This is a genomic window from Cytobacillus firmus (genome assembly GCF_023657595.1).
Lineage (GTDB): Bacteria > Bacillota > Bacilli > Bacillales > Cytobacillaceae > Cytobacillus > Cytobacillus firmus_B.
Map to the genome: position 1 here is coordinate 4273200 of NZ_CP098323.1, position 23255 is coordinate 4296454.

The window sequence follows — 23255 nt, forward strand, 5'->3', positions numbered from 1 at the left end:
TATTTGTTCCTGCAAGCCGGAAAAATTTTTTGAATGGTTATTTTTACAATAATAAAGCCCCCTTCATCGGAAGGGAGCTAAGTCAGATTAAACGGTAAAACGTTCCGCGTCGATCAGTTTTTCTGATGCTTCACGCTTCTTTGTAATCACGTTGACTGGCGTGTGTCGTGTGAATTTGCGCAATGCTGACATCATCATGCGCAGTGCATCGCCGTTTTCAACTGCCACAAGTGTTTCCTTTGCATCCTGCTCGATTTCGTTAAATGCCTCCTGGCAGAAGATTTGAGTGTACAGGAGCTTTTGTTTGCTCTTTTCAAGGCCAGCTTTTTCAATGGCCTTTTCAGTGCGAAGAACAACAGATTCCATTGCATAAGCATTCGAAATAATATCCGCAATGTTTACAAGTACTTCCTGTTCTTTATCAAGAGCCTTTCCATACTTTTGTGCTGCCAGACCAGCAGCAAGCAGTCCGATCTTCTTCGCGTTCTTAACCAGATATTTTTCCTGTGCAAGCGGCTCGTCGCCAGGCTCTTCAGGCATCATCATCATGAGCTCTTCCTGCAGCGCCTGTGCTTTCTGGAATAACGGAAGCTCTCCCTTTAGTGCTTTGCGGAGGTACGTGCCTGGTACTAATAGGCGATTGATTTCGTTTGTTCCTTCGAAAATACGGTTAATGCGTGAATCACGGTAAGCTCTTTCAATCTCATATTCAGCCATGAAACCGTAGCCCCCGTGGATCTGAACACCTTCATCTACTACGTAGTCGAGGACCTCCGTATTGAAAAATTTATTCATGGAGCACTCAATGGCATATTCAGCAATTGACTTTGCGACTTCCTTGCCATCTTTTATTTCCTCATCTGTAAGCTTGCTCATACGGTCCTCGAACAAACCTACTGTACGATACACTGCACTTTCCGCTGCATAAATCTTTGAAGCCATTGTGCCCAGTTTTTCTTTAGTCAAATTAAATTGAGAGATAGGTGTCTTAAACTGCTGGCGCTGGTTCGCATACTGAACAGCCAGTTCGAATGCACGCTTCGCTCCGCCAACTGCTCCTACACCTAACTTATAGCGGCCAATATTTAAGATATTAAAAGCAATCACATGGCCCTTGCCGAATTCACCCAGCAGGTTTTCCTTTGGCACCTTGGCGTCTTCAAGAATTAACGTACGGGTAGAAGAGCTCTTGATTCCCATTTTCTTTTCTTCTGCCCCTACAGATACACCTGGGAATTCTCTTTCAACGATGAATGCAGAAAAGTGTTCGCCGTCAACTTTTGCATATACTACGAATACATCTGCGAAGCCTGCATTTGTTATCCATTGCTTTTCACCGTTTAATACATAGTGTGTGCCCTCAGCATTCAGCTTGGCGGTTGTTTTTGCTCCAAGAGCGTCAGAACCTGAGCTTGGCTCTGTCAATGCATAAGCGGCAAGCTTTTCGCCTGTAGCAAGTTCAGGAAGGTATTTTTGCTTTTGCTCTTCATTTCCGAATAGAACAATCGGAAGAGAGCCAATGCCGACATGGGCGCCGTGAGAGATGGAAAAGCCGCCTGCACGCGCCATTTTCTCTGCAATAAGTGCTGAGCTTACTTTATCTAATGCAAGTCCGCCGTATTCCTCTGGAACATCTGCGCCTAATAGGCCAAGGTCTCCAGCTTGCTTCAATAGTTTTACAGAACGGTCAAATTCATGGTTTTCAAGATGTTCAATTTGCGGTACAACTTCATTCACTACATAATCTTCAGTCGTCTTAGCAATCATAACCTGCTCATCTGTATAATCTTCAGGTGTAAAAACCCGGTCATAGGAAACATCTTCGATTAAAAAGCTTCCGCCTTTGATAAGATTTTCAGTTTGATTTGACATTTACTTTCCTCCATTCTGTTTTTGCGGAGAAAAGCCTGTGGGCTTCTCTCCAAATTTCGATTCATCCTATAAAAGTTCAAATACTCCGGCTGCGCCCATGCCGCCTCCGATGCACATTGTTACTACTCCGAATTGCTGATTGCGGCGTTTCATTTCATGAATTAGAGACAGAGTGAGCTTGGCTCCGGAACAGCCCAGCGGGTGCCCGAGTGCAATAGCACCTCCGTTAACATTTACCTTCTCTTCATCCAATCCCAGCTCACGGATAATTTGAATGGATTGGGATGCAAAAGCTTCATTCAATTCAAATAAACCGATATCCGAAAGCTCCAGCCCTGCAAGCTTTAATGCTTTAGGAATGGCCACAACCGGGCCGACACCCATAATCTCAGGAGGAACACCGCCTACGGCAAAGCTTCTGAATTTAGCCATTGGCTTCAATCCTGATGATTCTGCCTTTTCCCGGTCCATAACCATTACCGCTGCTGCTCCATCACTTGTCTGAGATGAATTTCCAGCTGTGACACTGCCGGTTACCGAGAATGCGGGACGCAGTTTTCCAAGTGATTCTATTGTGGAATCTGCACGAACACCTTCATCCTGGCTGAATTGGATTGTCTTTTCTGTCAGCTTATTGTCTTTTCCAACAGTTCTGAACGTTACGTCTACAGGTACAATTTCATCTGCAAATTTGCCTTCCTGAATTGCCTTCGCAGCCTTCTGATGACTTCTGACAGCAAATGCATCCTGGTCTTCACGTGTAATACCATACTTTTTTGCAACCTCTTCAGCTGTATGTCCCATACCCATATAATATTGAGGAGCTGTTTCCGCCAGTTTGGCGTTCGGGCGGACTACATGCCCCATCATTGGCACCAGGCTCATAGATTCTGCACCGCCAGCGATAATTGTATCTGCATGGCCAATCATGATTTTTTCAGATGCATAGGCAATAGCCTGCAGGCCTGAGGAACAATAGCGATTGATCGTTATTCCCGGCACTTCATGTGAAAGTCCGGCAAGGGCGCCGATATTCCTGGCCATGTTCAGCCCCTGTTCTGCTTCAGGCATAGAACATCCGATAATTAAATCATCGATATTTCCTTCATAATTTCCTGCACGCTTTAGGGTTTCTTTTACTGCGAGCGCTCCTAAGTCATCCGGCCTGACATTTGCAAGCGTACCTTTTTTGGCTTTTCCGACCGGTGTCCTGGCACCTGCAACTATAACCGCTTCTCTCATCATGTTCCCTCTCTTTCTATTAATGTCCCACTCTATCACTTAATTGCGCAATGGTTTCCCTTTTAAAAGCATGTGCTGCATGCGCTGCTGTGATTTTGGTTCCGCAACAAGACTAAGGAATGCTTCGCGCTCCAAGTCAAGCAAGTATTGCTCATCAACCTCTGTTCCGTATGGCACTTTTCCGCCTGCAATTACATAGGCAAGCTTTTTGGCAATTTTCAAATCATGCTCTGAGATATAGCCGGAGTAAAGCATTGCCTGTGCTCCAAGCAGAAGGGTTGCATAACCTGTTTCACCGACAACAGGCACTTTTTTGCGGACAGGGGGCTTATAGCCTTTCTCATACAGCGCAAGGACAGCCTGCTTTGCATCATAAAGGAGATGATCCCCATTTACACTGATGCCATCTGCCAGGTTCAGGAAGTTATTGTCTCTTGCTTCCTCGCCAGATGTTGAAACCTTTGCCATTGCAATCGATTCAAACACTTTATTCGCAACCTTTTGAAGGTCAAATTCAACACCATTTGGCATATTTTCAAGATGCTTCAAATAAAGCTCCTTGTTTCCGCTTCCTCCCGGGATCAGGCCGACACCCACTTCAACTAGCCCCATATATGTTTCGCTTGATGCCTGAATATGTGCAGCAGGCAGACATACCTCAGCCCCCCCGCCAAGTGTCATGCCAAATGGAGCGGCAACAACCGGCTTCGCGCTGTACTTAATTTTCATCATGGCATTCTGGAAGTGGCGGACTACCATATCCAGTTCATAAATATTGTCATCCTGCGCTTCCATGAGAATCATTCCAAGATTGGCACCTACGCAGAAGTTCTTGCCCTGATTCCCGATTACAAGCCCTTTGTAGTTCTTCTCCACTTCATCTACCGCAAAGTTGATCATCTGGATAATATCCAATCCAATGGCATTGCTTTGCGAATGGAACTCCAGCAATGCAACCCCATCGCCTATATCAACAAGGCTTGCACCGGTATTCTTTTTAATAACACCTTTTTGCTTCTTAAGCTGTTTTAAATTAATTACTTTAGGGTTTTCCTCGATTAATCTGTACTCGCCATTATGATAAAAATATTTCTGTCCTTCTTCTTCTTTGTAGAAGGAATTAATGCCTTTTTCCAGCATCTCTTTTACCCATGCCGGCACTTCTTCGCCTGCTTCCTCCATTTTTCGAACCGATTTCTCTACTCCAATAGCATCCCAGGTTTCAAACGGGCCAAGTTCCCAGCCAAAGCCCCATTTCATCGCCCGGTCTATCGCTGTCACATCATCAGCTATTTCTCCGTGAAGCTGTGCTGAATAGAGAAGGGCCGGGCTGAGAATGTTCCACAATAATTGGCCAGAACGATCATCTGAATATACAAGCGCTTTCAATTTTCCTGCAGTGCCTTTTTCCTGTTTGGCCAGTTCAGTCGAAGCTGTCTTAAGCTTTTGGCGCGGGCCATATTCCAAAGTTTCCGGATTCAGCTCCAGAATCTCTTTGCCCTTTTTCAGGAAAAATCCTTGCCCTGTTTTGCTTCCGAGCCAGCCTTTTTCCTGCATCACTTTCATGAAGTCCGGAACTTCAAAAACTTCCTTTTCTTTACCGTCCACCTGGTCATAAACATTGTTTGCCACGTGTATAAATGTATCAAGGCCTACTACATCAAGTGTTCTGAAGGTAGCACTTTTCGGCCGGCCAATCAGCGGACCTGTTATGGAATCCACTTCGTCAACACTGTATCCGCCCTTGAGCATCTCCTGCACTGTAACCAGCAGGCCATACGTGCCGATCCGGTTGGCGATAAAGTTCGGTGTATCTTTTGCTTCAACTACTCCTTTTCCCAGTACATCTTCGCCAAATTGCTTCATAAATGACAGCACTTCAGAAGAAGTGTTTTTAGTAGGTATGACTTCAAGAAGCTTTAAGTAGCGGGGAGGATTAAAGAAGTGTGTTCCCAGGAAGTGTTTTTGAAAATCTTCCGAGAGCCCTTCTGACATTGCTTCAACAGATATCCCTGACGTATTGGAACTGACAATGCTCCCTGGCTTGCGGTGCTGGTCTACTTTTTCAAATACCTGCTTTTTTATGCTGAGGTTTTCCACAACAACTTCAATAATCCAATCGACATCTTTCAGACGCTCCATATCATCTTCAAAGTTTCCTGCCTCAATCAAAGCTATATTTTTTTTAGAAGTTAATGGAGCAGGCTTTTGTTTTAACAGCTTTTGGCGGTTTCCTTCACTGATTCTATTGCGGACTTCTTTATTTTCAAGAGTAAGCCCTTTTGCCTTTTCGGCATCCGTTAATTCGCGAGGCGCTATATCCAGTAAAAGTGTTGGAATTCCGATATTGGCCAAATGGGCTGCGATCCCCGATCCCATGACTCCGGAGCCTAATACTGCCGCCTTTTTTATTTGTTGGATCAACTTTATTTCCCCCTTTTGCTTTTTTGAATGAATACTCATTCATTTTATTTTCAAAAAAAATATGCATCTCTTCTGAATGAGTTCTGTTAATTATAACTATAAAATATTTGCAAAATTTACGCAACGATTTTAAGCGGAAATTTAAAAATGTTTTGAAATTTAATGGTGTCCAGCTGTAATTTTTTTGTGCAATTTGTGATAAGTGTTTTGGACACTCTAAAAAGGAAACATTCTTAGTTCGTGAGCGGAGGTGAAAGAAATGGGAAAAATGAAAAAAGATCCTTCTAAGGCAGGAGTCAGCGCTGCAAGTGTCCAGGGAGATGCGGGCCCGACTGTTGAAAGGGAAGGTCCTAAAAAGAGAAACAGCCAAAATAATCAATATAAGCGATGATCCGTTTTAGAGTCAGGCTGCCTTAAAGTTTGCATTATGCATATAGGTAAATCATCTTCAGCAGAATAGCAAATATTTTTCAGAGGCAAGATATGTTCGAATAACGCTATTAGAATTGGAGGAACAAATTATGCAGCAAAATATGAACATGCAGAATCAGCAGGGTATTATGCAGCAGCCTCCTGCTGTCATTTCCACTAAAGATTCCCTTTACTTAACAGACATGCTTTCCTGGAATCTTCTTGCCTGTAAAAAAGCGCATTTTTACGCGCAGCAATGCCAGGACCAGGAGCTAAAAACACATTTCGAGCAATGCGGCCAAATGCATCAGCGTCACTATGAGCAGCTGCTTGTTCATTTAAACCAGCAAAGTCAGCAAAACTTTATGGGAATGCAATAGGAAGGAGTCTTGAAAATGAACCAGAACCAGAATCCAAATACGATTCAAAATCCCGAAACACAGGTGAATAAAACACCGCAAATGAATGAGCGGGACTTTACAAATGATATTCTGACTACTGAAAAGTATATGACAGATGCCTATTCGGTTGCCTTAAATGAGGCAAGCCACCAGAGCCTGTATCAGGATATTCTTGCGGCATTTAATGAAACACAAAACCAGCAAAGAGAATTCTATAACCTAATGTTCAAAAAAGGCTGGTATAAGGTTGAAGCCGCAGACCAGCAAAAACTCCAGCAATCTTATCAGCAGTTCCAGGGCTATACGAATCAATTGCCTTATGGCAATGGCCAGATGCAATAAGAAAAGCGGAAGCGCCTTGTCCCCGAAGGAACGCAGACTAAGAACGCCACGTCCTCCCAAAAGCTACCGCTTTTGGTCGTGCGATGGTTATGCTGACGAAGCCTTCCTTGTCCTGCGGGCCTCAGGCATAAGACGGTTCCTGGAAGAAGGCGTTCTTCCTTCTGCAAGGAAACGGCTTATGACCTCGATGGGGTAGGCGCTCCTCCTAAAAGCTAACGCTTTTAGTCGTGCGATGATGATGCTGTCGAAGTGTTCCTTGTGGAGCTAGACAATTATCGAATTTGCAATATGCTTAAAAAAACCGCTGCTTTTGATGGCAGCGGTTTTTTTAAATACAAAATGTCTTTACTTTTTTTTGCTTCTCATCTCTTCATTCAGTGTTTTAATTTCAGATATGAGAGTTTTCATTTCTTCTTTTGCATCAGGATATGTATCATTCCAGTGCTTGGCTAAAGGCGGCATGGATTTCGCAATAAAAGAGTACAGTGCCCATGCTTCAACCTTTTCTTTTAACTCCGGAGAGGCCTCGCCGATTAGGAGTTCGGTATATTTTTCAAGCAGGCCATCCAGCTGTTCCTTCAATTGATCATTCATCAGGAATCCTCCTTTTACTGCTGCAGGAGTGTGGACAAGTCCCGCATCGTTTACCGCTGCTGGTCAAGTAAGAGTAGCAGCATGTTTTTCTGGGCCGCACCATTTCCCCGGTGTTTTCACTCAATATTTTCCTGCTGTCAAATTTCTTTAAGGGATTCGTATTTTCACAGCCGAATAAATTGCCCGGAGCTTCCTCCAGGATAAACCTATAATCTTCAGCCGCCCTTTCTGAATGCATTTCCAAGGGTAAAATCTTATCGTAAAGCCAGAACAGATAAATCGCTATATTCTCCCAAAGAATTAGTCTAGAGACTTTTCCTTCGCTAGCTATTCTATTGATCAGCGGAAAGATATGGCCCTTAAATAGAGTCCTCACCGCATCCTCTCTCCATTGATCCCTATCCATCCCAGCCCCTTGACCCTGAAGGCGGACAAAACGAAAACCCGGAAGCCACAGCCCATCTCTTTCCTGACTGACAATTGTAATATTTTCATGCCTGATATCCAATTTCACATTCCAGGACGTCATGCAGTATAAGTAAATGACAGGCAAAAAGGCATACCTTTTTATTAAAATTGAAGCCGCCGTTTTGTTATCAGGTGCTCCTAACTGGTTTTTCACTGCTTCCAGATATGCACCCGTTTGAGTTGGGTCCAGCAAATTTTCCACTTTAATGGTTAAAGGAGAGCTCTTCCCTTTCCGGGCAAGTCTGAATTGCCCGAGAGCTTCTTCCTGTTCGCCTGTTAATTTAATCATCCCTGAAGTCCTTGCCCCTTTAAAATACATCGCCCTTTTCCATATGGGATGCATAGCGGTGTGCCGAATAATGGGTCAATCGTTACTTCGCATTCCATGCCAAACACGTTTTTAACCAATCCGCAATTAATGACATGTTCCGGCTTGCCCTGAGCAAAAACCTTTTGATTTTTTATCGCAACAATATTATGAGCATAGCGGCAGGCCAAATTCAAATCATGAAGCACCATGACGATGGTACGCTTTTCCTTTTCATTCAACTCGAATAATAAATCAAGTATTTCAATTTGATGTGTCATATCCAAATAGGTTGTTGGCTCATCCAACAGAATGGTATCTGTATCCTGTGCCAGAGTCATGGCAATCCAGGCCCTTTGACGCTGTCCCCCTGATAGCGAATCCACTGTCCGGTCTTTCAATTCTTCCATTCCTGTTGCCTTCAAAGCATTTCTGACTTTTAATTCGTCTTCAGTAGACCATTGCTTCAGCCATGTTTGATAAGGGTATCTTCCCTGTTTGACAAGCTGAAGAACTGTGAGCCCTTCCGGAGCTGAAGGAGATTGAGGCAGAATCGCCATCTTTCTGGCTACATCTTTCGTGGAAAGTTTGGCTACAGCCTCACCTTCCAATAATACAGCACCAGATTTCGGCTTTAGCAGCCTGGCAATAGACCTTAGCAATGTCGATTTCCCGCAGCCATTTCCACCAATAAATACAGTGATTTCCCCTTTAGGTATTTCCAGGTCCAGTTCATTAATAATAATGGTGTCTCCATATGACAAGGTTAAGTCTTTTGTAGCGATTGCTTGCCCTGCTGTCATCTCTGCCCTCTCCTTTTCCTAATATTTATATCTATAGGCTCTCCAGTTGCCTGTATCATACGAGTTTCAAGCTTTTCCAGCTTATGCGTTTCTTGTCTTGAAAAGCAGGTAAATAAAGTAAGGTGCGCCGATGCTGGCAGTAAACACCCCCGCCGGAATTTCAAGCGGCGAGAACAAAGTCCTGCCTATCAGATCGGCTGCCATGACCAGGATGCCGCCAATCAGAGCAGAAGCCGGAAGCAAAGCACCAAAAGCAGAGCCTACCATCCTTCGTGCCATATGAGGAGCCATTAAGCCGACAAAGCCTATCCCTCCGCCGAATGCGACAGCGCCGCCAATTAATGCCGTGCTGACCATCAGCAGCAGAAAACGGTATTTCTGTACAGTGCTGCCTACACCCATGGCAATATCATCGCCAAGTTCCTGGATATTAACATTGCGCGCCAGAATAAACGCAAGTACTAGAAACACGAGTGTCCACGGGACTAAAATTGCTACATTATCCCAATTCGAACCGTAAACTGTCCCGGTTATCCAGATATTCGCCTGGCTGGCCTGATAAATTGGCCCAAAGACCATCATCAAGGTGGTGAGTGCCTTCATTAAGCTTGCAAGCCCAATCCCAATTAAAACAAGGCGTATTGGCGACACTCCATCCTTGTAGGCTAGAAAATAAACAAGGAAAGCCAAAATAGCAGCACCCGCAAAAGCTGCAAGAGGCATCCAATTAATACTTACAGTTAATGCATTATTTTTATCACTAAAGAAAGCAAGAAAACCTACAACTGCTACAGATGCTCCCCCTGTAATCCCGATAATATCAGGAGATGCAAGCGGATTTCTTATAATACCCTGCAGGATTCCCCCCGCAGCAGCAAGCGCCATTCCCACCATTAAGGCAACGATGATTCTTGGAAGTCTGAATGACTGAATGATCAGTCTATCCATATCCGAGCCCCCGCCAAAGAATACCTGTACTACCTTTAGCGGGCTGATCTTCATTTCACCTGTACCGGTGCTGATCACGAAGACTCCAGCAGCCGCTGCTGCCAATAATAAAAATGTGATAAGTGCTTTCCGGTTTACTAAAAAAGATATCTTATCGCCAAAAAGGCGCAGGTTATAATATTTTTTCATTATTTATTGAACCCCCTTCTGGCAATATACACAAAGAAAGGAGTTCCAATGACGGCGGTCATGACGCCGACAGGTACTTCCTGCGGCATGATGATGTACCTGGATGCTATGTCTGCAATCAGAAGGAGCATTCCGCCGAGAAGACCCGCATAAGGAATAACCCAGCGGTGATCAATGCCAACGACAGCCCGGGTCAAATGTGGAATGACAATTCCGAGGAAACCAATGGGACCTGCGACAGCTACCGCTCCTCCTGACAGAAGAACGATAACAATGCCTGCACCCAATTTAAGCAATCCTGTTTTCAGGCCAAGCCCTTTTGCAACGTCCTCACCCATTGACAGGACATTCAATTTTCCAGCAATGATGAGTGAAAAGATCCAGCCGGCCAGTAAATATGGGAATACAGCTGCGAGGGTCTCAAGCTTCCTTCCGGATACAGACCCCGCCAGCCAAAACAGCACCTGCTCAAGGGCAGTCTCATTAATGACGAGAAAGCCTTGTGTCATCGAAGCAAACATGGCACTCATCGCCGCACCGGCAAGGGTTAATTTCATAGGCGTCAGCCCTTCCCTGCCGATGGAGCCGATAATATATACAAATATAAATGAAACAGCTGCTCCCAGAAATGATACCCATGTAAAGACCTGCAGATTACTGATGGAAAATAGCGTTACTGTAATGACAACTGCAAATCCGGCACCTGCGTTAATCCCGAAGATCTCAGGAGCAGCGAGAGGATTCTTTGTTAATGACTGGAGCAGGACACCCGCAATCGCTAAGCTTGCCCCTACCGCCGCTGCAATCAGAGCTCTCGGCAGACGGACAGATTGAATGATTATATGTTCATTCGTTCCATCGAAGTTTGTAAATGCATCAATTGCCATCTTCCAGGTTGTGTCGGTATATCCGTATACAATACTGAAAGACATTAATACTAATAATAGGAGAGCAGCTGCAATTAGCCCAGCCCATCTCAGAGAATTTGTTTTTAATAGCATAGCGAGACCCTTCTTGCGTCTATTTAATAATGTTTAGTTATATTTTCAGTCTATTGTACAGAGGAATAGCTGTCAATGAGTTTGAAAATCATTTTCATTGGTCATTTAAAAAATTAAATGAAAATGATTTTCATTTACCTATTGACAACGTAAAGCGTTCACATTAGTATAAAAGTATCAAATGAAAATGATTATCATTAACAACACAAAATGGAGGAGTACATAATGAAATTCAAGTCTTTACTTGCCATTCTTTCAGTTTTCACAATCTTGTTCCTGGCAGCCTGCGGGAATAGCAGCGAACAGGATGAGAAAGCCGATAAGGAAAAAGAAGGAACTAAAACAGAAGATACTAGCTATACAATTGAGCATGCAATGGGGACAACCAAGCTTGATAAAGCACCTGAAAAAGTAGTCATTTTGACAAACGAAGGTACTGAAGCATTACTTTCCATGGGGGTTACTCCAGTTGGTGCCGTTCAGTCCTGGACTGGCGATCCGTGGTATGACCATATCGCTGATGATATGAAAGATGTTCAGGTTGTTGGTACAGAAAGTGAAGTAAATGTAGAAGCAATCGCAGCGCTGCAGCCGGACCTTATTATCGGCAACAAGATGCGCCAGGAAAAAATCTATGATCAATTAAATGACATTGCTCCTACTGTCTTTGCTGAAACATTGCGCGGAGACTGGAAGGAAAATTTCGAGCTTTACGCAAAAGCAATCAATAAAGAAGAAGAAGGCAAAAAAGTCCTTGCTGATTATGACAGCCGCATCGAAGAAATTAAAACGGGCCTTGGTGATAAATTAGACCAGGAAGTTTCCATTGTCCGCTTCATGGCTGGGGATGTCCGCATCTACCATAAAGACTCCTTCTCAGGCGTCATTCTTGACCAAATTGGACTTGCGCGTCCGGAAAGCCAGAATGTTGATGACTTCGCTGAAAAGAATGCTACGAAAGAGCGCATTCCTGCCATGGATGGAGATGTATTATTCTACTTCACATATGAAACAGGGGATGGCGAAGCAAATAAACTTGCTAAAGAATGGATTGAAGATCCATTATTCAAAAACCTTAAAGTAGCTCAGGAAGGCAATGTACATGAAGTAAGCGACACCATCTGGAATACTGCCGGAGGCGTTATTGCTGCTAACCTGCTATTGGATGACATTGAGAAATACCTTGTGAAGTAATGCAAAACTTGTGATTGCGCTCCCATAATACCCCCTCTTTTATGAGAGCTCAAATATATATTAAATTCGGCGCCTGCCTAACAGACTCGAGTGGTCAGGCACCGGAGCTTAATAAAAAAGGAACCTGACCCAGGTTCCTTTTTTATTTGCCCTCACTATCTTCTTAAAGTTCCCCGACACCTAAACCTTTTTTTATTGCCTTCCATTCATAAGTTTTCCAAAACCGGCAACAATAAGCGTAATGCCGAAAATGATGGTGATTTACCTATGAGAAAATGGTTGAAGAATAAACGGATTAAAGAGGATATAGAGCATAAGGAATGGGAGCAATCCTTCATTAAATCCAAAGACTTTAAAAAAATCTTTTATTATAACCAAAAAACGAATGTGCGTTTTGGACTTACTTTCATGGCTACATTAATCGATGAAAATATTATTCAGGATGGTATTCTCCCTAATCTGCTCGAAGACGAATTCCGGGAAATCGAGGACATTAAACAGCTTGTCCCTGTGGCTGATGTGCAGATTTGCGACGACCCTTCTTTAATTGAACAAAAGCTGATGAATGGATACGTCATGCTGACAATTGAGACAGAGCTCAAACATTTCGGCTTTATAGCTGCGCAAAAAGAAATAGTCAGAGGTCTAAGCCAGCCTGAGGTTGAGTTTTCTGTTATCGGGCCTAAGGAAGCCTTTGTAGAATCGATGGGCCAAAATTTAAATTTAATCCGGAAACGTCTGCCCGTAAAAGAACTGATCATTGAAGAATTCACACTGGGAAGCCTGTCAAAGACTTCAGTCGCAATTCTTTATATGGAAAATATCACGAATGAGGATAATGTAAACACTGTCAGGCAGAGACTTAAGAACGTACAGTTTGATGCCATCACAGACAGTTCTTATATTGTCCAGCTGATTAGCGATAACTCCAATTCCCCTTTCCCGCAGCTGCTTGATACTGAGCGGCCTGACAGGGTCGCGGGGATTTTGGCAGAGGGAAAAATCGCAATTGTGGTTGACGGTTCACCCCATGTATTAATAACGCCAACCACCCTCGTTGAGTTTTTCAGCTCTTTTGAAGATTATTTTTTAAATTATATTTTATCTTCGTTTTTCCGGCTTATCCGCTTGTTTGCGGTTGCGTTTTCTATTCTGATTACACCTATTTATGTAGCAACTCTTTCATATCATTATGAATTGATTCCAAAGGATTTGATGAGTACCTTAATCACATCAAGGCGGGAGATTCCACTTCCTCCTATTCTTGAAGCGCTGTTTTTAGAGCTTACGATTGAATTGCTTCGCGAGGCTGGAGCACGTCTTCCGACGAAGGTCGGCCAGACAATCGGTATCGTGGGAGGAATTGTAATAGGAACTGCATCAGTAGAAGCAGGCCTGACGAGTAACGTCCTGCTAATTATTGTAGCCCTTGCAGCTCTCGCTTCCTTTACAACACCTGTATACAGGATGGGCAATACGATTCGTTTGCTTCGCTTTCCTTTTCTGTTTTTCGCAGAGTTATGGGGCCTGCTCGGAATTGTATTTTGCTTCTGTGTACTGTTGACTCATTTAACCAGGCTGACTTCACTTGGAAGGCCATTCCTTGAACCGCTCTACCCCCCTCGGGTGGTGGATATGAAGGATGCCCTTATCCGGCTTCCATTTGAAGCACAATCCAAAAGGCCGATTTTTTTAAGAACTAAAAATCCTATCCGTTTTAACAAGAAAAAAGCAAAAAAGAAAAAAGATATTGATGAATAATGAAGCAGGTATCTGCTCAGAGCCTTTTGAGATTATCATATGGAGGTGAACCAGATGAAGGAACAGCCTATACCAGAGAGATTACAAATATCCCCCTTTTTAGTATTTTATATGGTCATGTCCATACAAATCGGAATTGGCGTGTTGGGTTATCAGAGGATTATTGCAATGGATGCAGGATATGATGCCTGGATATCCATTTTATTTGCCGGCGGATGCATTCATGTAATTATTTGGTTAATCTATAAAATCTGCGAGACTGCTGGCGGTGATATTGTAACTGCACATAAATACGTTGCAGGAAACTTTATTGGCAAAGCACTCAGCGCCATTTTCATTGGCTATTTTATCCTGTTTTCCTTAACAGTTTTAAGGACGTTTATAGAAGTCATTCAGGTTTGGATGTTTCCGGAAATCAACACCTTCTGGTTCTCCTTCGGCTTTTTGGCGCTTTGTGTATACATTATTTTTGGGGGATTTAGGACTGTCGTGGGTATCGCATTCTTCGGGCTTATTTTGCCGGCCTACCTTCTCCTTACATTTGGCTGGGCGATTAAATTCTCCAACTTTTACAATCTGCTGCCCATTTGGGATCATTCCATAAAAGAGATGCTTACAGCTTCTTATAATATGTCCCTTACTTTTATTGGGTTTGAAAGCATCATTTTTTTCTATCCTTTTATTAAAGAACCAAGGAAATCCCAGAAATGGGCTCATTTGGCCGTAATGACAACTACTCTTATATATACAATTTTAGCCATCATTACCTTTGCCTATTTTTCCGAAGAACAGCTGTCTAAACAAATTTGGGCCAGTTTAACAATGTGGAAAATAGTGGAGATGCCCTTTGTTGAACGTTTTGAATATATTGGAATCGCCAACTGGAACTTAATCATTCTTCCTAATATATGCATATCCGTATGGATCGCCTCCCGGCTCGTTAAAAGGGTCTTTAATATCCGCCATAAAGTGGGCGTGTTTTTTGTTGTTGCCGCAGTGCAATCCATTATTACTTTTTTGGATACAAGGGAAAAAATTAATATGCTTAATGACTATGTTGGTAAAATGGGATTTATTTTTAACTTTATTTATATTCCTTTGCTTTTCGCTGCTGTCATGATAGCCAAAAAGCTAAAAAAGGGGAAAAAGAAATGAAAAAACTGCTGCTTATCGGTCTTTTGCTGCTGCTTTCCGGCTGTGTGGACAAAGAAATACTGGATGATATTAACATTGAAGTAGGGGTTGGCTACGATTTAGCAGAGGATTCAAAAGACAAATACAGAGGGACAGTATTATTTCAGGAATTCCAGCCTGATAAAAGTGTGATTAACCAGACCTTTTCAGGGAACGGAAAACTCCGGCAAGATCTTTTACTAGATGTGACCCGGCAATCATCGGAGCCGGTAGTGACAGGCGGGTTAAAGGTGGCCGTCTTCGGACCTGAGATTTCCAAAAAGGGGATCTATGATCTGATAGATTCTTTTCAAAGAGACGCAAGTATAGGAGCACGGGTATTTGTTGCGACCTCGGAAGATAAAGCGGAAGATGTGATGAAGGGAGAGTATGGAACAAGGGGAAATTCAACTTACATTTATAACTTGATACAGCATAATATCGAGCACCGGGATATACCGAAAACCAACCTCCACATTTTATCCCGTAATTATTACGAAAAAGGGAAAGATACTTTTCTTCCCCGCCTCAAAAAGATTGGGGATGATAAAGTGGAGATCATTGGAGTTAGCCTTTTTGATCAGGATAAGGAGGTAGAAATTCTGCCTGTAAAGGATTTGTTCTTTTTTAAGCTGCTGGTTGACAAATATAGTGAAGGAAATTTCGACGTTAAATTAAAAAAAGACGATATTGCTGCTGTAAAAAGTATAAAATCCAAACATAAAATTAAGATTACTGATAATCACGCTACCATTCACATTAATATAGAAGGCATTATCCGTGAGTATACCGGCAATAAGCTAGCGTCAGAAGTGGTTGGTGACGTTGAAAAGAAGCTGGAGAGAAAGATTGAAAAGGAATGTCTCAGACTATTGAAAATGTTTCAGGAGCTTGGGATTGATCCAGTTGGGCTGGGTCAAATTAAGAAAACGCAGCACCGGAATTTTGATTATAAAAAGTGGGAGGATGATTATAAAACACTTGGATTTGATGTTAAATGCAATGTAACAATTGAAGAAACCGGCATTATTGAGTAAGAGCGGGCTTTAATAAGCCCGCTCTTTCTATTTAATCACTAGTTGAGAACATATATTTTTTATAATGGTAGCGAATCGAGAATATCAGTCCCATGGCCAGCATATTCCCCATCAGCGAGCTTCCTCCATAGCTGATGAAAGGAAGCGGAATGCCTGTGATAGGCAAAAGGCCGATGGTCATTCCGATATTCTGAAAGACATGGAATGTTACCATGCTGATAACACCCACACAAATATAGGTATAGAAATTGTTCTTCGTTTCCATGCCAATCTTGGTAATATGGTAAATCAGCAGAAAGAAAAGGCTGACCACAATGCTTGCCCCTACAAAGCCAAATTCTTCACCTACAATACTGAAAATAAAGTCAGTATGGCTTTCAGGCAGGTAGACCTCCCTCGTTCCATATCCTTTCCCGCTTGTTTCACCGGACCCAATGGCAAGGAGAGAACGTGTCAGCTGAAACCCGGTTGAACTTTGGTAATTATAGGGATCGATCCAGGAATAGATGCGCGCAAACTGATATTCCTTTACTCCCAGATACTTCTCAAGGATATCCGGATGCCATAAAACAAAATATAAAATGGTGCCTGCCAGAGCCGCTCCTGTTCCAAATATAGGGGCCAGCAGCTTCCAGCTGATTCCTGAAATGAAGATCATGCCAAGCATGATTGCCAGAAATACAAGGCTTGTCCCTAAATCGGGCTGCTGCATAACCAGCAGCAGGGGCACCATTGTTAATCCAACCAATTTAATCAGCAGCCATAAATCAGTCTGTATGGTTTTGAATTGATTTTTTTGATGATGCTCGTCAATCGTTTTGGCCAATACCAGAATAATGAACACTTTAACAAGCTCAGCTGGCTGAAGGGATCCCATCCCAGGAACCTTGTACCATGCTTTTGCCCCATTAATGACAGGAGCTATGCTTGCTGGCGCCACAACCAGGAATCCAAGCAGTACAATGCCCAGGCCATACACATACCAGGAAATCTTCTTTAGCTGATCGGAATCCAGTGTGATTACGGCAGCGATGATTCCTGTTCCAACGGCATACCAGACAACCTGCTTCAAAAGGAAGTTTTCTGTATATTGTCCTGTAGTCTGTGCGCTGTAAATAGATATGGCACTTACCAGGAATAGCAGCATCAATATTAATACTAAGCCCCAATCCAGCTTAGGAGGTGTATATCGATTTGAGGTCATGATTATTCTTCTCCTTTAAAAAACAAAACCATTTACCTTTTAAGGCATAACGGAGCACAGTGCAAGGAATAGCATATGTACCTCACAATTATTCCTCGCTACAATATTTCATTATATTTTTTATAGAGATAAATCACAACTTCTAAAAGCGAATGGTTATTATTTCAAATTTTTACGATTACTGAGAATGGTTATTTACAGCCATATTCAGCACAGTCTTAGATACACTATTCGTATGCAAAAGGTATTAAGACCCGGTTTTAAACTCCCCGCTGAAATATCTCACTTTTATATCATCTCTCATCCACTCGAGATTATTAGGCACCTGGGGGATGCTGTATCCGATGAAAATAGGCGTTGTAATATAGCGCGGAACAATTTTCGCGTAAATCTCCCTGCCCAGCTTGTAGAAAAACAAGTTATAACTATTGCTTGGAAAAGGGAAGGCATTCAGAATATAATGCGCGGCAGTCTGGATACATTTCGCAAAGTACGGAATATCATCCTGATCAGCAAGCTTCACATTAAACTCATAAAAGCCGATTCTCGGGGAAGTCGATAAAGTGAACACCGTGCCGCTTTCCTCATGAATAAGGAGCCCTTCAAAATCCTGCGCCTGGATTTTTTCCTTGTAATCAATGTTTTTCAATCCCACAATCTGCATATGCGGATGGGCGATACTTCCCCCGGATAATGGCCCGTGGTTTTTGAAAAATAATACAGATTCATATTCCCCGCTTTCTTCCATAAGCAGCCAATGTTTTAAACCAAATGAAATTAACCTGACCAAATGCTCCTCAGGGTAAACAGACAGCTCACCATCACATTGATCCGTTTCAATCAGCACCGTCTGATAGGAGTTTTCCAGAACAGGATACTTATTTTTCAGCAAAATAATTGAATCCTCTACGGCAATGATTTCGGTCAGCTCCTCCCTTGCACAAAAAGGGCAGCTGATATCCTTATTCCGAATGCTATTAGGCTTTTGGACCCCAATCCCCGTATTAAAATGCAAATGTGTATCTGACATCTCTCTGACACCTGCTTTTCTGTAATCTCTCCTTCTATATTATCATGAAACTGGGAGTAGGGTATCTGTGCCAGTTTCATGGGTGCTCTAGTCAGAAGGCTCATGGGGGGCGGGGAGGGAGTTCGGACATTCATCGGATTTTTCCGGGGAGTTGAGTCTGAAGTTGCACCGTGTTCGGACTCAAACTGACCGCTTCCTGCCGCTTGTGTCTGAAGTTGCACTGACTTCTGACTCAAACTGACTTTATCCTGTGGTTTGTGTCGGAAGTTGCACCGACTTCGGACTTTCACCAGACTTTTCGGGAGTTTTGTGTCGGAAGTTTCCGCCAAAACTTTATCTCGTAAACTAAAAGAATCAGCGGGGTAATTAATCCTCCCCGCTGAAAAGTATTTATTGCACCGTTAATTCAGTTTCTGTGTGCTCGTGAATGTCGTCGCCTTTTTCCACATGTGTCGTGATGGTGTATGTGCCTGCATTTGTAAACTGATGGCCGGCTGTGTATTTGCCCGGTTCTGTTTCAGACATGTTCACCCATTGAGGTGTTGCACCATTCAGCGAGATTTCAAGTTTTACTTTAGCATCCCCCAGCGGTTCCCCTTCATTATCAACCAGGACAGATAATTGTGTTTGTTCGTTTGATTGGATTTGGTCAGGGGCCTGCAGTTCAATGGATACCTCACCGCCATGCCCGTGAGAGTGGCCTTCTTCATGGCCCTCATTTTCCTGATCATGCCCCGTTCCTGAGTCCTCCGCTTTTGCTTCACCAACTTGTATCGAAACCATTGGCATAGTATGCTGGCTTCTTGCTGTTACATGGGACTGAACATAGTAAAGGCCTTCCTCAGTAAAAGCATGATCAGCAGTATATTTACCCTCTGATCCGTGCTTTGCCTCTATCATTTCACCGTTTTCTTTTTGTCCTTCCTGCCAGACTTCAAATTTCACCTCATCTGCATCTGTTACAGCCTCACCGCCTTGTTTAACAGTGACAGCAAGGGCTGCCTCCTCACCAGGGTTAATCGTTTCAGACACCTCGATGACAGCTTCAATGATTTGCGGCACTTCGTCTTTTTTTGCTGGCTTTTCTTCTTCAGATTGGCTGCATCCGCCAAGAACCAGTAAACCCGCCATTATGCTGAATAATATCTTTTTCAATTTAATGTCCCTCTCTTTATCTATATTGTTCTTTGATAAGATAACTATAAAAGCTATTTGTGATAAAACAATGAAATCTTTTCAAAAAGTAAAAGGCCCTTTCAGGCCTTTTGAGATTTAGTACAAAGGATTGCTTTTTATTATGTATTTTATACTATATGGATGCAAGATCATTCAGGACCACTTTTTTGTCCTCTTCTTTGGCGATGTCTTCTGCTGCCTCGAAAGCAAGCTTTTTATACTTCTGTACATTTTCTTCATCGCCGGCTATTTGACAGGCGCGGGCCAAAGCTTCAAAGGCAAATGCCAAATCAAAGTCCCCAATTTTGTTAGAAAGACAAATTTCCAGATTTCTTTTAGCATGAAAAAGAGCAGGCTCAGCCCGGTTTAAGACTGTATATACCCTGGATATCTGCCACTCTCCCCTTGAAAGGTTAACAGGCTGACCTGCAATTCCCCAATGATAGCGGGATGTATGTACCATATGTATCATTTCCAGGTTTTCATCTTCCGTTCTATCAGGATTCTCCATTAAGTCCCATACTTTGTTGAATAAACTGATGGCCATTTTTTTATGTTCGTCTTTTTCCATTAATACCTGCTGCACCATTTCAGACATCTCCTTTTAATAGGCTCTTATAATAAATTCGTCCAACAGCCCGATTTCCCTTTCGTCCCTTATCTTCTAATTCAACTTATCCGTCATATATTTAGAGAGTGGAGGGATTGATATGAATTCTAAATTAAGTTTCCATTCTCTTTTCTTTTATATAAACAGCTGGCTTTTCAGTATTTGTGCAGTCGTGGCGCTTGCCGGGGCTGTTACGCTTTATCCGGCTGCCTTTTCTTCGTCACATATGAATGTGCTGCTGAAGGATATTAAAGCCGACCAGCTCTTCATTCACTTTTTAAAAGCTGAAAATCATTATTTTTATAAGGAAGCTCCTGCCGAAAGCTACTCACTGTCCGGAACCCTCTTTAAGCTGGCAACCAATACACAGCCGCAGGATATTAGAACGTTCCTTGGCCGGGAGCTCCCTGGTTTTTCAATTTTTGATACCGGTATTGCCGTTGCCGGAGAGGGAACCGATTTCACCAACCTGCCAGTGGAATCCGCCCCTCCACTTGAAGTTCTTTTAAAAGAAAAAGAATTGGCTATGAATAACGGCCAAAGTGAGGAAAATGCTGCTCCCCCGGTAATTCCGGACAAAAAAGGGGTTTTCATTTACCATTCCCACAGCTGGGAATCGTTTGCTCCATTATTAAAAGATGTAAAGAATACAGATGAGGCCGTCAGCCCCAATGAACAGGTGAATGTTATTGCTGTCGGGAAAAAGCTTAGTGAAGAATTGGCGAGAAAAGGCATAGGTGCTGAGCATGATAAAACCAACATAGCCGCAGAACTGAAAAAGAAGGGCTGGAACTGGGAAAATTCCTATGCGATGTCCAGAGAAACTGTCCAGACTGCCATGACAGAGAATAAAGATGTTAAATTCCTGATTGATATCCACAGGGATTCGCTGCCCCGCGGGAAAACAACCGCATTAATTGGCCAGGAGTCATACGCCCGACTGTTTTTTGTCGTCGGCAAGGAGCACAAAAACTATGAACAGAACTTACAAGTGGCTACAGAGCTCCACCAGGCACTGGAAGCAAAATATAAAGGAATTAGCAGGGGGGTCATTGTGAAAGGAAAAAGTGAAGGCAACGGCATATATAACCAGGATCTTTCCGAACGGGCCCTTCTGCTGGAATTCGGAGGTGTGGAAAATAATCTGGATGAACTGAATAATTCCATTAACGCATTTGCGGATGTGTTCAGCGATTATTACTGGAAGGCAGAACCGGTCAATGCGAAAGATTAGCGCTTGCCATTATTGTCTCCTGTTTACTTTTTTCAGCACCTGTTTTCTTTACCTTCTGTTTGGCATAAGCACGATTACGGTTGCCTGCCTTTTTTCAGGAATCACCCTCTCCATTATCAATTTAATAGAGGATGAAATGAAGGCATTCAGACGGGAACACAATGGCCGATACAGGAAAAAATAATTGTTTTCTGCTTTAATAGTAGATAATGAAGCAGAAAATAGGAGTGATGAAAGTGAAATTGGCTATTATAACAGGCGCATCAAAAGGGTTAGGAGCTTCCATTGCCAGGAGAATGATCACTGAAGGGACAGGAATCATATCTGTATCAAGGACCGAAAACCCGGAATTGGCGAAACTTTCTGCAGAAAAACAAGTATTCTATGCCCAATTTTTCTGCAACCTGTCCTCACCGGATGAGCTTGAATCTGTTTTCAGCGAACTGACAGCATTATTGCAGGAAAAACAGCCTGAGACCGTATATGTATTTAACAACGCAGGGGTCATAGATCCAATCGGTACAGCCGGGAATCTCAATCATGCGGCATTAATACAAAATGCTCACGTTAATCTGATTGCTCCTATAATGATTTCGAACATCCTGCTGCGTGAAGTTTCAAGTGAAATGGTCATTGTTAATATAACTTCAGGCGCTGCGGAAAGACCTATACAGGGGTGGAGTGCTTACTGCAGCACTAAGGCCGGAATAAATATGTTCACGGAAACTGCTGCATTGGAATTGCAGACAGCAGGAAGCAGCCATAAGATTATTGCCTTTAGTCCAGGTGTCATGGACACAGATATGCAGGGAACCATTCGTTCTTCAGCGAAGGAAGCATTCCATGATCTGGAGAAATTCCAGGAATATAAAGAGAAAGGAATGCTAAGGGATACGGAAACTGTGGCAAGCGCATTGGCCGGTCTGCTGCATAAGGAGATTGAGAGCGGAAAAGTTTATTATGTTAACGACTTAATTTAAATATGTAAAATGCCGGCTGGCGGGCCGGCTCTTTTTTATTTATCTTCTAATATATTACTATCGACAACACCATGGTGAATTCGCAGCACTTCATGGTTATTTTCCCTTTCTATAACAAAAAAACCATTTGAGAAGTCGGAGGATAATTCTTTAAAGAAGATGCCCTTTATACCATTCTCGTGGCTTTCTCCAATGATTAGATGATAATCCGAGCCTTTTTTGACGATCTGGGCCGGCAGCCCTTTATCCGTAACATCAGAAGGATCATAAATCTTTCTGGAAACTTCTGCGACATGAATATCCACTCCATCAAGCAGCTGGAATAATTCATTAACCAGGGAAGGCTTTACCATCCGCTCCAGCTTGGTTTGAACTGCCTGTCCAAGAATAATCTGGGTAATTTTATACTCCTGAACCACATCAGCAATCACCTTGGCTGTTTTTTTGCCCCCGGCATACTTGGAGAGCATCTTCAGCCCGTATTGCTCTGCTAAACTTTCGAACAAGTATTTTGTCTGAAGCTCGTTAAAATTAAACTCTTCCTGTTTCCGGTTTTCTACTGAGAGTATATAGCCCTCTCCCTGAAAAGCTTCCTTCAGTTTTTTTCCTCTCTGGGCCAGTCTTTCCGCATGATTGGGATTGCTTACACAAATTAAAATATTTTCCTTCATTTTAACACCTCTCCCACCGGATTCTATTTTCAGTATAGCACGAATACCATGGAATAAACCCCGCGGCAAAAGGGCACCCTTGAATATGTTTAAATGAATTAATTATTTTTAGAAAATATGAATAAGAACTTCTCTGCCCGGACATACTAATCCTACAAGTGTAAATCCCCCTTTTTTCCGCTT

Annotated in this window: 22 protein-coding genes; 9 read left to right on the forward strand and 13 right to left on the reverse strand. The window is 42.8% G+C overall.

Translation table 11 applies throughout. The features are described 5' to 3' along the window. Positions 1-87: 87 nt before the first annotated feature. The 3 genes from NAF01_RS21615 to NAF01_RS21625 all read right to left on the reverse strand — a co-directional run bounded on the left by NAF01_RS21615 (position 88) and on the right by NAF01_RS21625 (position 5535). A complete protein-coding gene (locus NAF01_RS21615) occupies positions 88-1872 on the reverse strand; it encodes an acyl-CoA dehydrogenase family protein (RefSeq protein WP_048008458.1) in 1785 nt (594 codons plus the stop codon). A gap of 66 nt (positions 1873-1938) precedes the next feature. Then, positions 1939-3114, reverse strand: a complete 1176-nt coding sequence (locus NAF01_RS21620; protein ID WP_163142625.1) for an acetyl-CoA C-acetyltransferase — start codon at positions 3112-3114, stop codon at positions 1939-1941. A gap of 39 nt (positions 3115-3153) precedes the next feature. Further along, positions 3154-5535, reverse strand: coding sequence for a 3-hydroxyacyl-CoA dehydrogenase/enoyl-CoA hydratase family protein (locus NAF01_RS21625; protein ID WP_250802517.1), 2382 nt, complete (start codon positions 5533-5535; stop codon positions 3154-3156). A gap of 262 nt (positions 5536-5797) precedes the next feature. On the opposite strand from NAF01_RS21625, the gene NAF01_RS21630 reads away from it, so the two are divergent. From NAF01_RS21630 to NAF01_RS21640, 3 genes are all read left to right on the forward strand, one after another. Continuing rightward, positions 5798-5929, forward strand: a complete 132-nt coding sequence (locus tag NAF01_RS21630) for a YuzL family protein (protein ID WP_076258846.1) — start codon at positions 5798-5800, stop codon at positions 5927-5929. A gap of 130 nt (positions 5930-6059) precedes the next feature. Continuing rightward, complete coding sequence (locus tag NAF01_RS21635) at positions 6060-6329, forward strand: hypothetical protein (RefSeq protein ID WP_197087584.1); 270 nt, start codon at positions 6060-6062, stop codon at positions 6327-6329. Positions 6330-6344: 15 nt separating this feature from the next. Beyond that, complete coding sequence (locus tag NAF01_RS21640; RefSeq protein WP_048008456.1) at positions 6345-6692, forward strand: spore coat protein; 348 nt, start codon at positions 6345-6347, stop codon at positions 6690-6692. A gap of 345 nt (positions 6693-7037) precedes the next feature. Here NAF01_RS21640 and NAF01_RS21645 read toward each other — a convergent pair whose 3' ends face one another. The 5 genes from NAF01_RS21645 to NAF01_RS21665 form a co-directional block, all read right to left on the reverse strand. Beyond that, complete coding sequence (locus NAF01_RS21645) at positions 7038-7286, reverse strand: YusU family protein (protein ID WP_048008455.1); 249 nt, start codon at positions 7284-7286, stop codon at positions 7038-7040. Beyond that, positions 7279-8043, reverse strand: coding sequence for an IucA/IucC family C-terminal-domain containing protein (locus NAF01_RS21650; protein ID WP_226618478.1), 765 nt, complete (start codon positions 8041-8043; stop codon positions 7279-7281). Before NAF01_RS21650 ends, NAF01_RS21645 begins: the two co-directional genes overlap by 8 nt. After that, the gene (locus NAF01_RS21655) at positions 8040-8864 is read right to left on the reverse strand and encodes an ABC transporter ATP-binding protein (protein WP_163142543.1); all 825 of its coding nucleotides are present in this window, start codon (positions 8862-8864) and stop codon (positions 8040-8042) included. The genes NAF01_RS21650 and NAF01_RS21655 overlap by 4 nt, the downstream gene beginning before the upstream one ends. Positions 8865-8945: 81 nt before the next feature. After that, on the reverse strand, positions 8946-10001 hold the full coding sequence (locus NAF01_RS21660; RefSeq protein ID WP_163142540.1) for a FecCD family ABC transporter permease: 1056 nt from the start codon (positions 9999-10001) through the stop codon (positions 8946-8948). After that, positions 10001-11002 carry a FecCD family ABC transporter permease gene (locus NAF01_RS21665; RefSeq protein ID WP_163142537.1) on the reverse strand — a complete coding sequence of 334 codons (1002 nt, stop codon included), beginning with the start codon at positions 11000-11002 and terminating at the stop codon, positions 10001-10003. Before NAF01_RS21665 ends, NAF01_RS21660 begins: the two co-directional genes overlap by 1 nt. A gap of 225 nt (positions 11003-11227) precedes the next feature. Between NAF01_RS21665 and NAF01_RS21670 the strand changes: the two genes are divergently transcribed. The 4 genes from NAF01_RS21670 to NAF01_RS21685 all read left to right on the forward strand — a co-directional run bounded on the left by NAF01_RS21670 (position 11228) and on the right by NAF01_RS21685 (position 16167). After that, entirely contained in the window at positions 11228-12196 is a 969-nt protein-coding gene (locus NAF01_RS21670) for an ABC transporter substrate-binding protein (protein ID WP_226618479.1), read from the forward strand. A 267-nt stretch (positions 12197-12463) separates the two neighbouring features. Next, entirely contained in the window at positions 12464-13957 is a 1494-nt protein-coding gene (locus NAF01_RS21675; protein ID WP_226618480.1) for a spore germination protein, read from the forward strand. Between the two features lie 54 nt (positions 13958-14011). Continuing rightward, entirely contained in the window at positions 14012-15112 is a 1101-nt protein-coding gene (locus tag NAF01_RS21680) for a GerAB/ArcD/ProY family transporter (protein WP_226618481.1), read from the forward strand. Beyond that, the gene (locus NAF01_RS21685; RefSeq protein ID WP_250801101.1) at positions 15109-16167 is read left to right on the forward strand and encodes a Ger(x)C family spore germination protein; all 1059 of its coding nucleotides are present in this window, start codon (positions 15109-15111) and stop codon (positions 16165-16167) included. Before NAF01_RS21680 ends, NAF01_RS21685 begins: the two co-directional genes overlap by 4 nt. Before the next feature lie 31 nt (positions 16168-16198). On the opposite strand, the gene rodA is transcribed toward NAF01_RS21685, so the two are convergent. From rodA to NAF01_RS21705, 4 genes are all read right to left on the reverse strand, one after another. Beyond that, on the reverse strand, positions 16199-17371 hold the full coding sequence (rodA, locus tag NAF01_RS21690) for a rod shape-determining protein RodA (RefSeq protein ID WP_222499075.1): 1173 nt from the start codon (positions 17369-17371) through the stop codon (positions 16199-16201). Between the two features lie 247 nt (positions 17372-17618). After that, positions 17619-18401: a DUF4931 domain-containing protein gene (locus tag NAF01_RS21695; RefSeq protein ID WP_197218555.1), complete on the reverse strand. Its 783-nt coding sequence runs from the start codon at positions 18399-18401 to the stop codon at positions 17619-17621. A gap of 390 nt (positions 18402-18791) precedes the next feature. Further along, positions 18792-19556, reverse strand: a complete 765-nt coding sequence (locus NAF01_RS21700) for a FixH family protein (RefSeq protein WP_250801102.1) — start codon at positions 19554-19556, stop codon at positions 18792-18794. Positions 19557-19710: 154 nt separating this feature from the next. Then, positions 19711-20166, reverse strand: coding sequence for a hypothetical protein (locus tag NAF01_RS21705; RefSeq protein ID WP_226618484.1), 456 nt, complete (start codon positions 20164-20166; stop codon positions 19711-19713). 121 nt (positions 20167-20287) lie between these two features. On the opposite strand from NAF01_RS21705, the gene spoIIP reads away from it, so the two are divergent. Continuing rightward, positions 20288-21421, forward strand: coding sequence for a stage II sporulation protein P (gene spoIIP, locus NAF01_RS21710; protein ID WP_222499068.1), 1134 nt, complete (start codon positions 20288-20290; stop codon positions 21419-21421). A 230-nt stretch (positions 21422-21651) separates the two neighbouring features. Beyond that, on the forward strand, positions 21652-22401 hold the full coding sequence (locus NAF01_RS21715; protein ID WP_250802519.1) for a (S)-benzoin forming benzil reductase: 750 nt from the start codon (positions 21652-21654) through the stop codon (positions 22399-22401). Between the two features lie 35 nt (positions 22402-22436). Here the strand turns inward: NAF01_RS21715 and NAF01_RS21720 are convergent, their stop codons facing one another. Continuing rightward, a complete protein-coding gene (locus NAF01_RS21720; RefSeq protein ID WP_250801105.1) occupies positions 22437-23072 on the reverse strand; it encodes an adenine nucleotide alpha hydrolase family protein in 636 nt (211 codons plus the stop codon). Between the last annotated feature and the right edge of the window lie 183 nt (positions 23073-23255).

What these genes read in the sequence shown, in the direction of transcription:
- NAF01_RS21650 (WP_226618478.1), bottom strand. Translation starts at nt 8,043, where the DNA reads ATGATTAAATTAACAGGCGAACAGGAAGAAGCTCTCGGGCAATTCAGA.
- NAF01_RS21635 (WP_197087584.1), top strand. Translation starts at nt 6,060, where the DNA reads ATGCAGCAAAATATGAACATGCAGAATCAGCAGGGTATTATGCAGCAG.
- NAF01_RS21680 (WP_226618481.1), top strand. Translation starts at nt 14,012, where the DNA reads ATGAAGGAACAGCCTATACCAGAGAGATTACAAATATCCCCCTTTTTA.
- NAF01_RS21720 (WP_250801105.1), bottom strand. Translation starts at nt 23,072, where the DNA reads ATGAAGGAAAATATTTTAATTTGTGTAAGCAATCCCAATCATGCGGAA.
- NAF01_RS21670 (WP_226618479.1), top strand. Translation starts at nt 11,228, where the DNA reads ATGAAATTCAAGTCTTTACTTGCCATTCTTTCAGTTTTCACAATCTTG.
- NAF01_RS21715 (WP_250802519.1), top strand. Translation starts at nt 21,652, where the DNA reads ATGAAAGTGAAATTGGCTATTATAACAGGCGCATCAAAAGGGTTAGGA.
- NAF01_RS21665 (WP_163142537.1), bottom strand. Translation starts at nt 11,002, where the DNA reads ATGCTATTAAAAACAAATTCTCTGAGATGGGCTGGGCTAATTGCAGCT.
- NAF01_RS21660 (WP_163142540.1), bottom strand. Translation starts at nt 10,001, where the DNA reads ATGAAAAAATATTATAACCTGCGCCTTTTTGGCGATAAGATATCTTTT.
- NAF01_RS21685 (WP_250801101.1), top strand. Translation starts at nt 15,109, where the DNA reads ATGAAAAAACTGCTGCTTATCGGTCTTTTGCTGCTGCTTTCCGGCTGT.
- NAF01_RS21640 (WP_048008456.1), top strand. Translation starts at nt 6,345, where the DNA reads ATGAACCAGAACCAGAATCCAAATACGATTCAAAATCCCGAAACACAG.
- NAF01_RS21620 (WP_163142625.1), bottom strand. Translation starts at nt 3,114, where the DNA reads ATGAGAGAAGCGGTTATAGTTGCAGGTGCCAGGACACCGGTCGGAAAA.
- spoIIP (WP_222499068.1), top strand. Translation starts at nt 20,288, where the DNA reads ATGAATTCTAAATTAAGTTTCCATTCTCTTTTCTTTTATATAAACAGC.
- NAF01_RS21630 (WP_076258846.1), top strand. Translation starts at nt 5,798, where the DNA reads ATGGGAAAAATGAAAAAAGATCCTTCTAAGGCAGGAGTCAGCGCTGCA.
- rodA (WP_222499075.1), bottom strand. Translation starts at nt 17,371, where the DNA reads ATGACCTCAAATCGATATACACCTCCTAAGCTGGATTGGGGCTTAGTA.
- NAF01_RS21645 (WP_048008455.1), bottom strand. Translation starts at nt 7,286, where the DNA reads ATGAATGATCAATTGAAGGAACAGCTGGATGGCCTGCTTGAAAAATAT.
- NAF01_RS21615 (WP_048008458.1), bottom strand. Translation starts at nt 1,872, where the DNA reads ATGTCAAATCAAACTGAAAATCTTATCAAAGGCGGAAGCTTTTTAATC.
- NAF01_RS21705 (WP_226618484.1), bottom strand. Translation starts at nt 20,166, where the DNA reads ATGGTGCAGCAGGTATTAATGGAAAAAGACGAACATAAAAAAATGGCC.
- NAF01_RS21675 (WP_226618480.1), top strand. Translation starts at nt 12,464, where the DNA reads ATGAGAAAATGGTTGAAGAATAAACGGATTAAAGAGGATATAGAGCAT.
- NAF01_RS21655 (WP_163142543.1), bottom strand. Translation starts at nt 8,864, where the DNA reads ATGACAGCAGGGCAAGCAATCGCTACAAAAGACTTAACCTTGTCATAT.
- NAF01_RS21695 (WP_197218555.1), bottom strand. Translation starts at nt 18,401, where the DNA reads ATGTCAGATACACATTTGCATTTTAATACGGGGATTGGGGTCCAAAAG.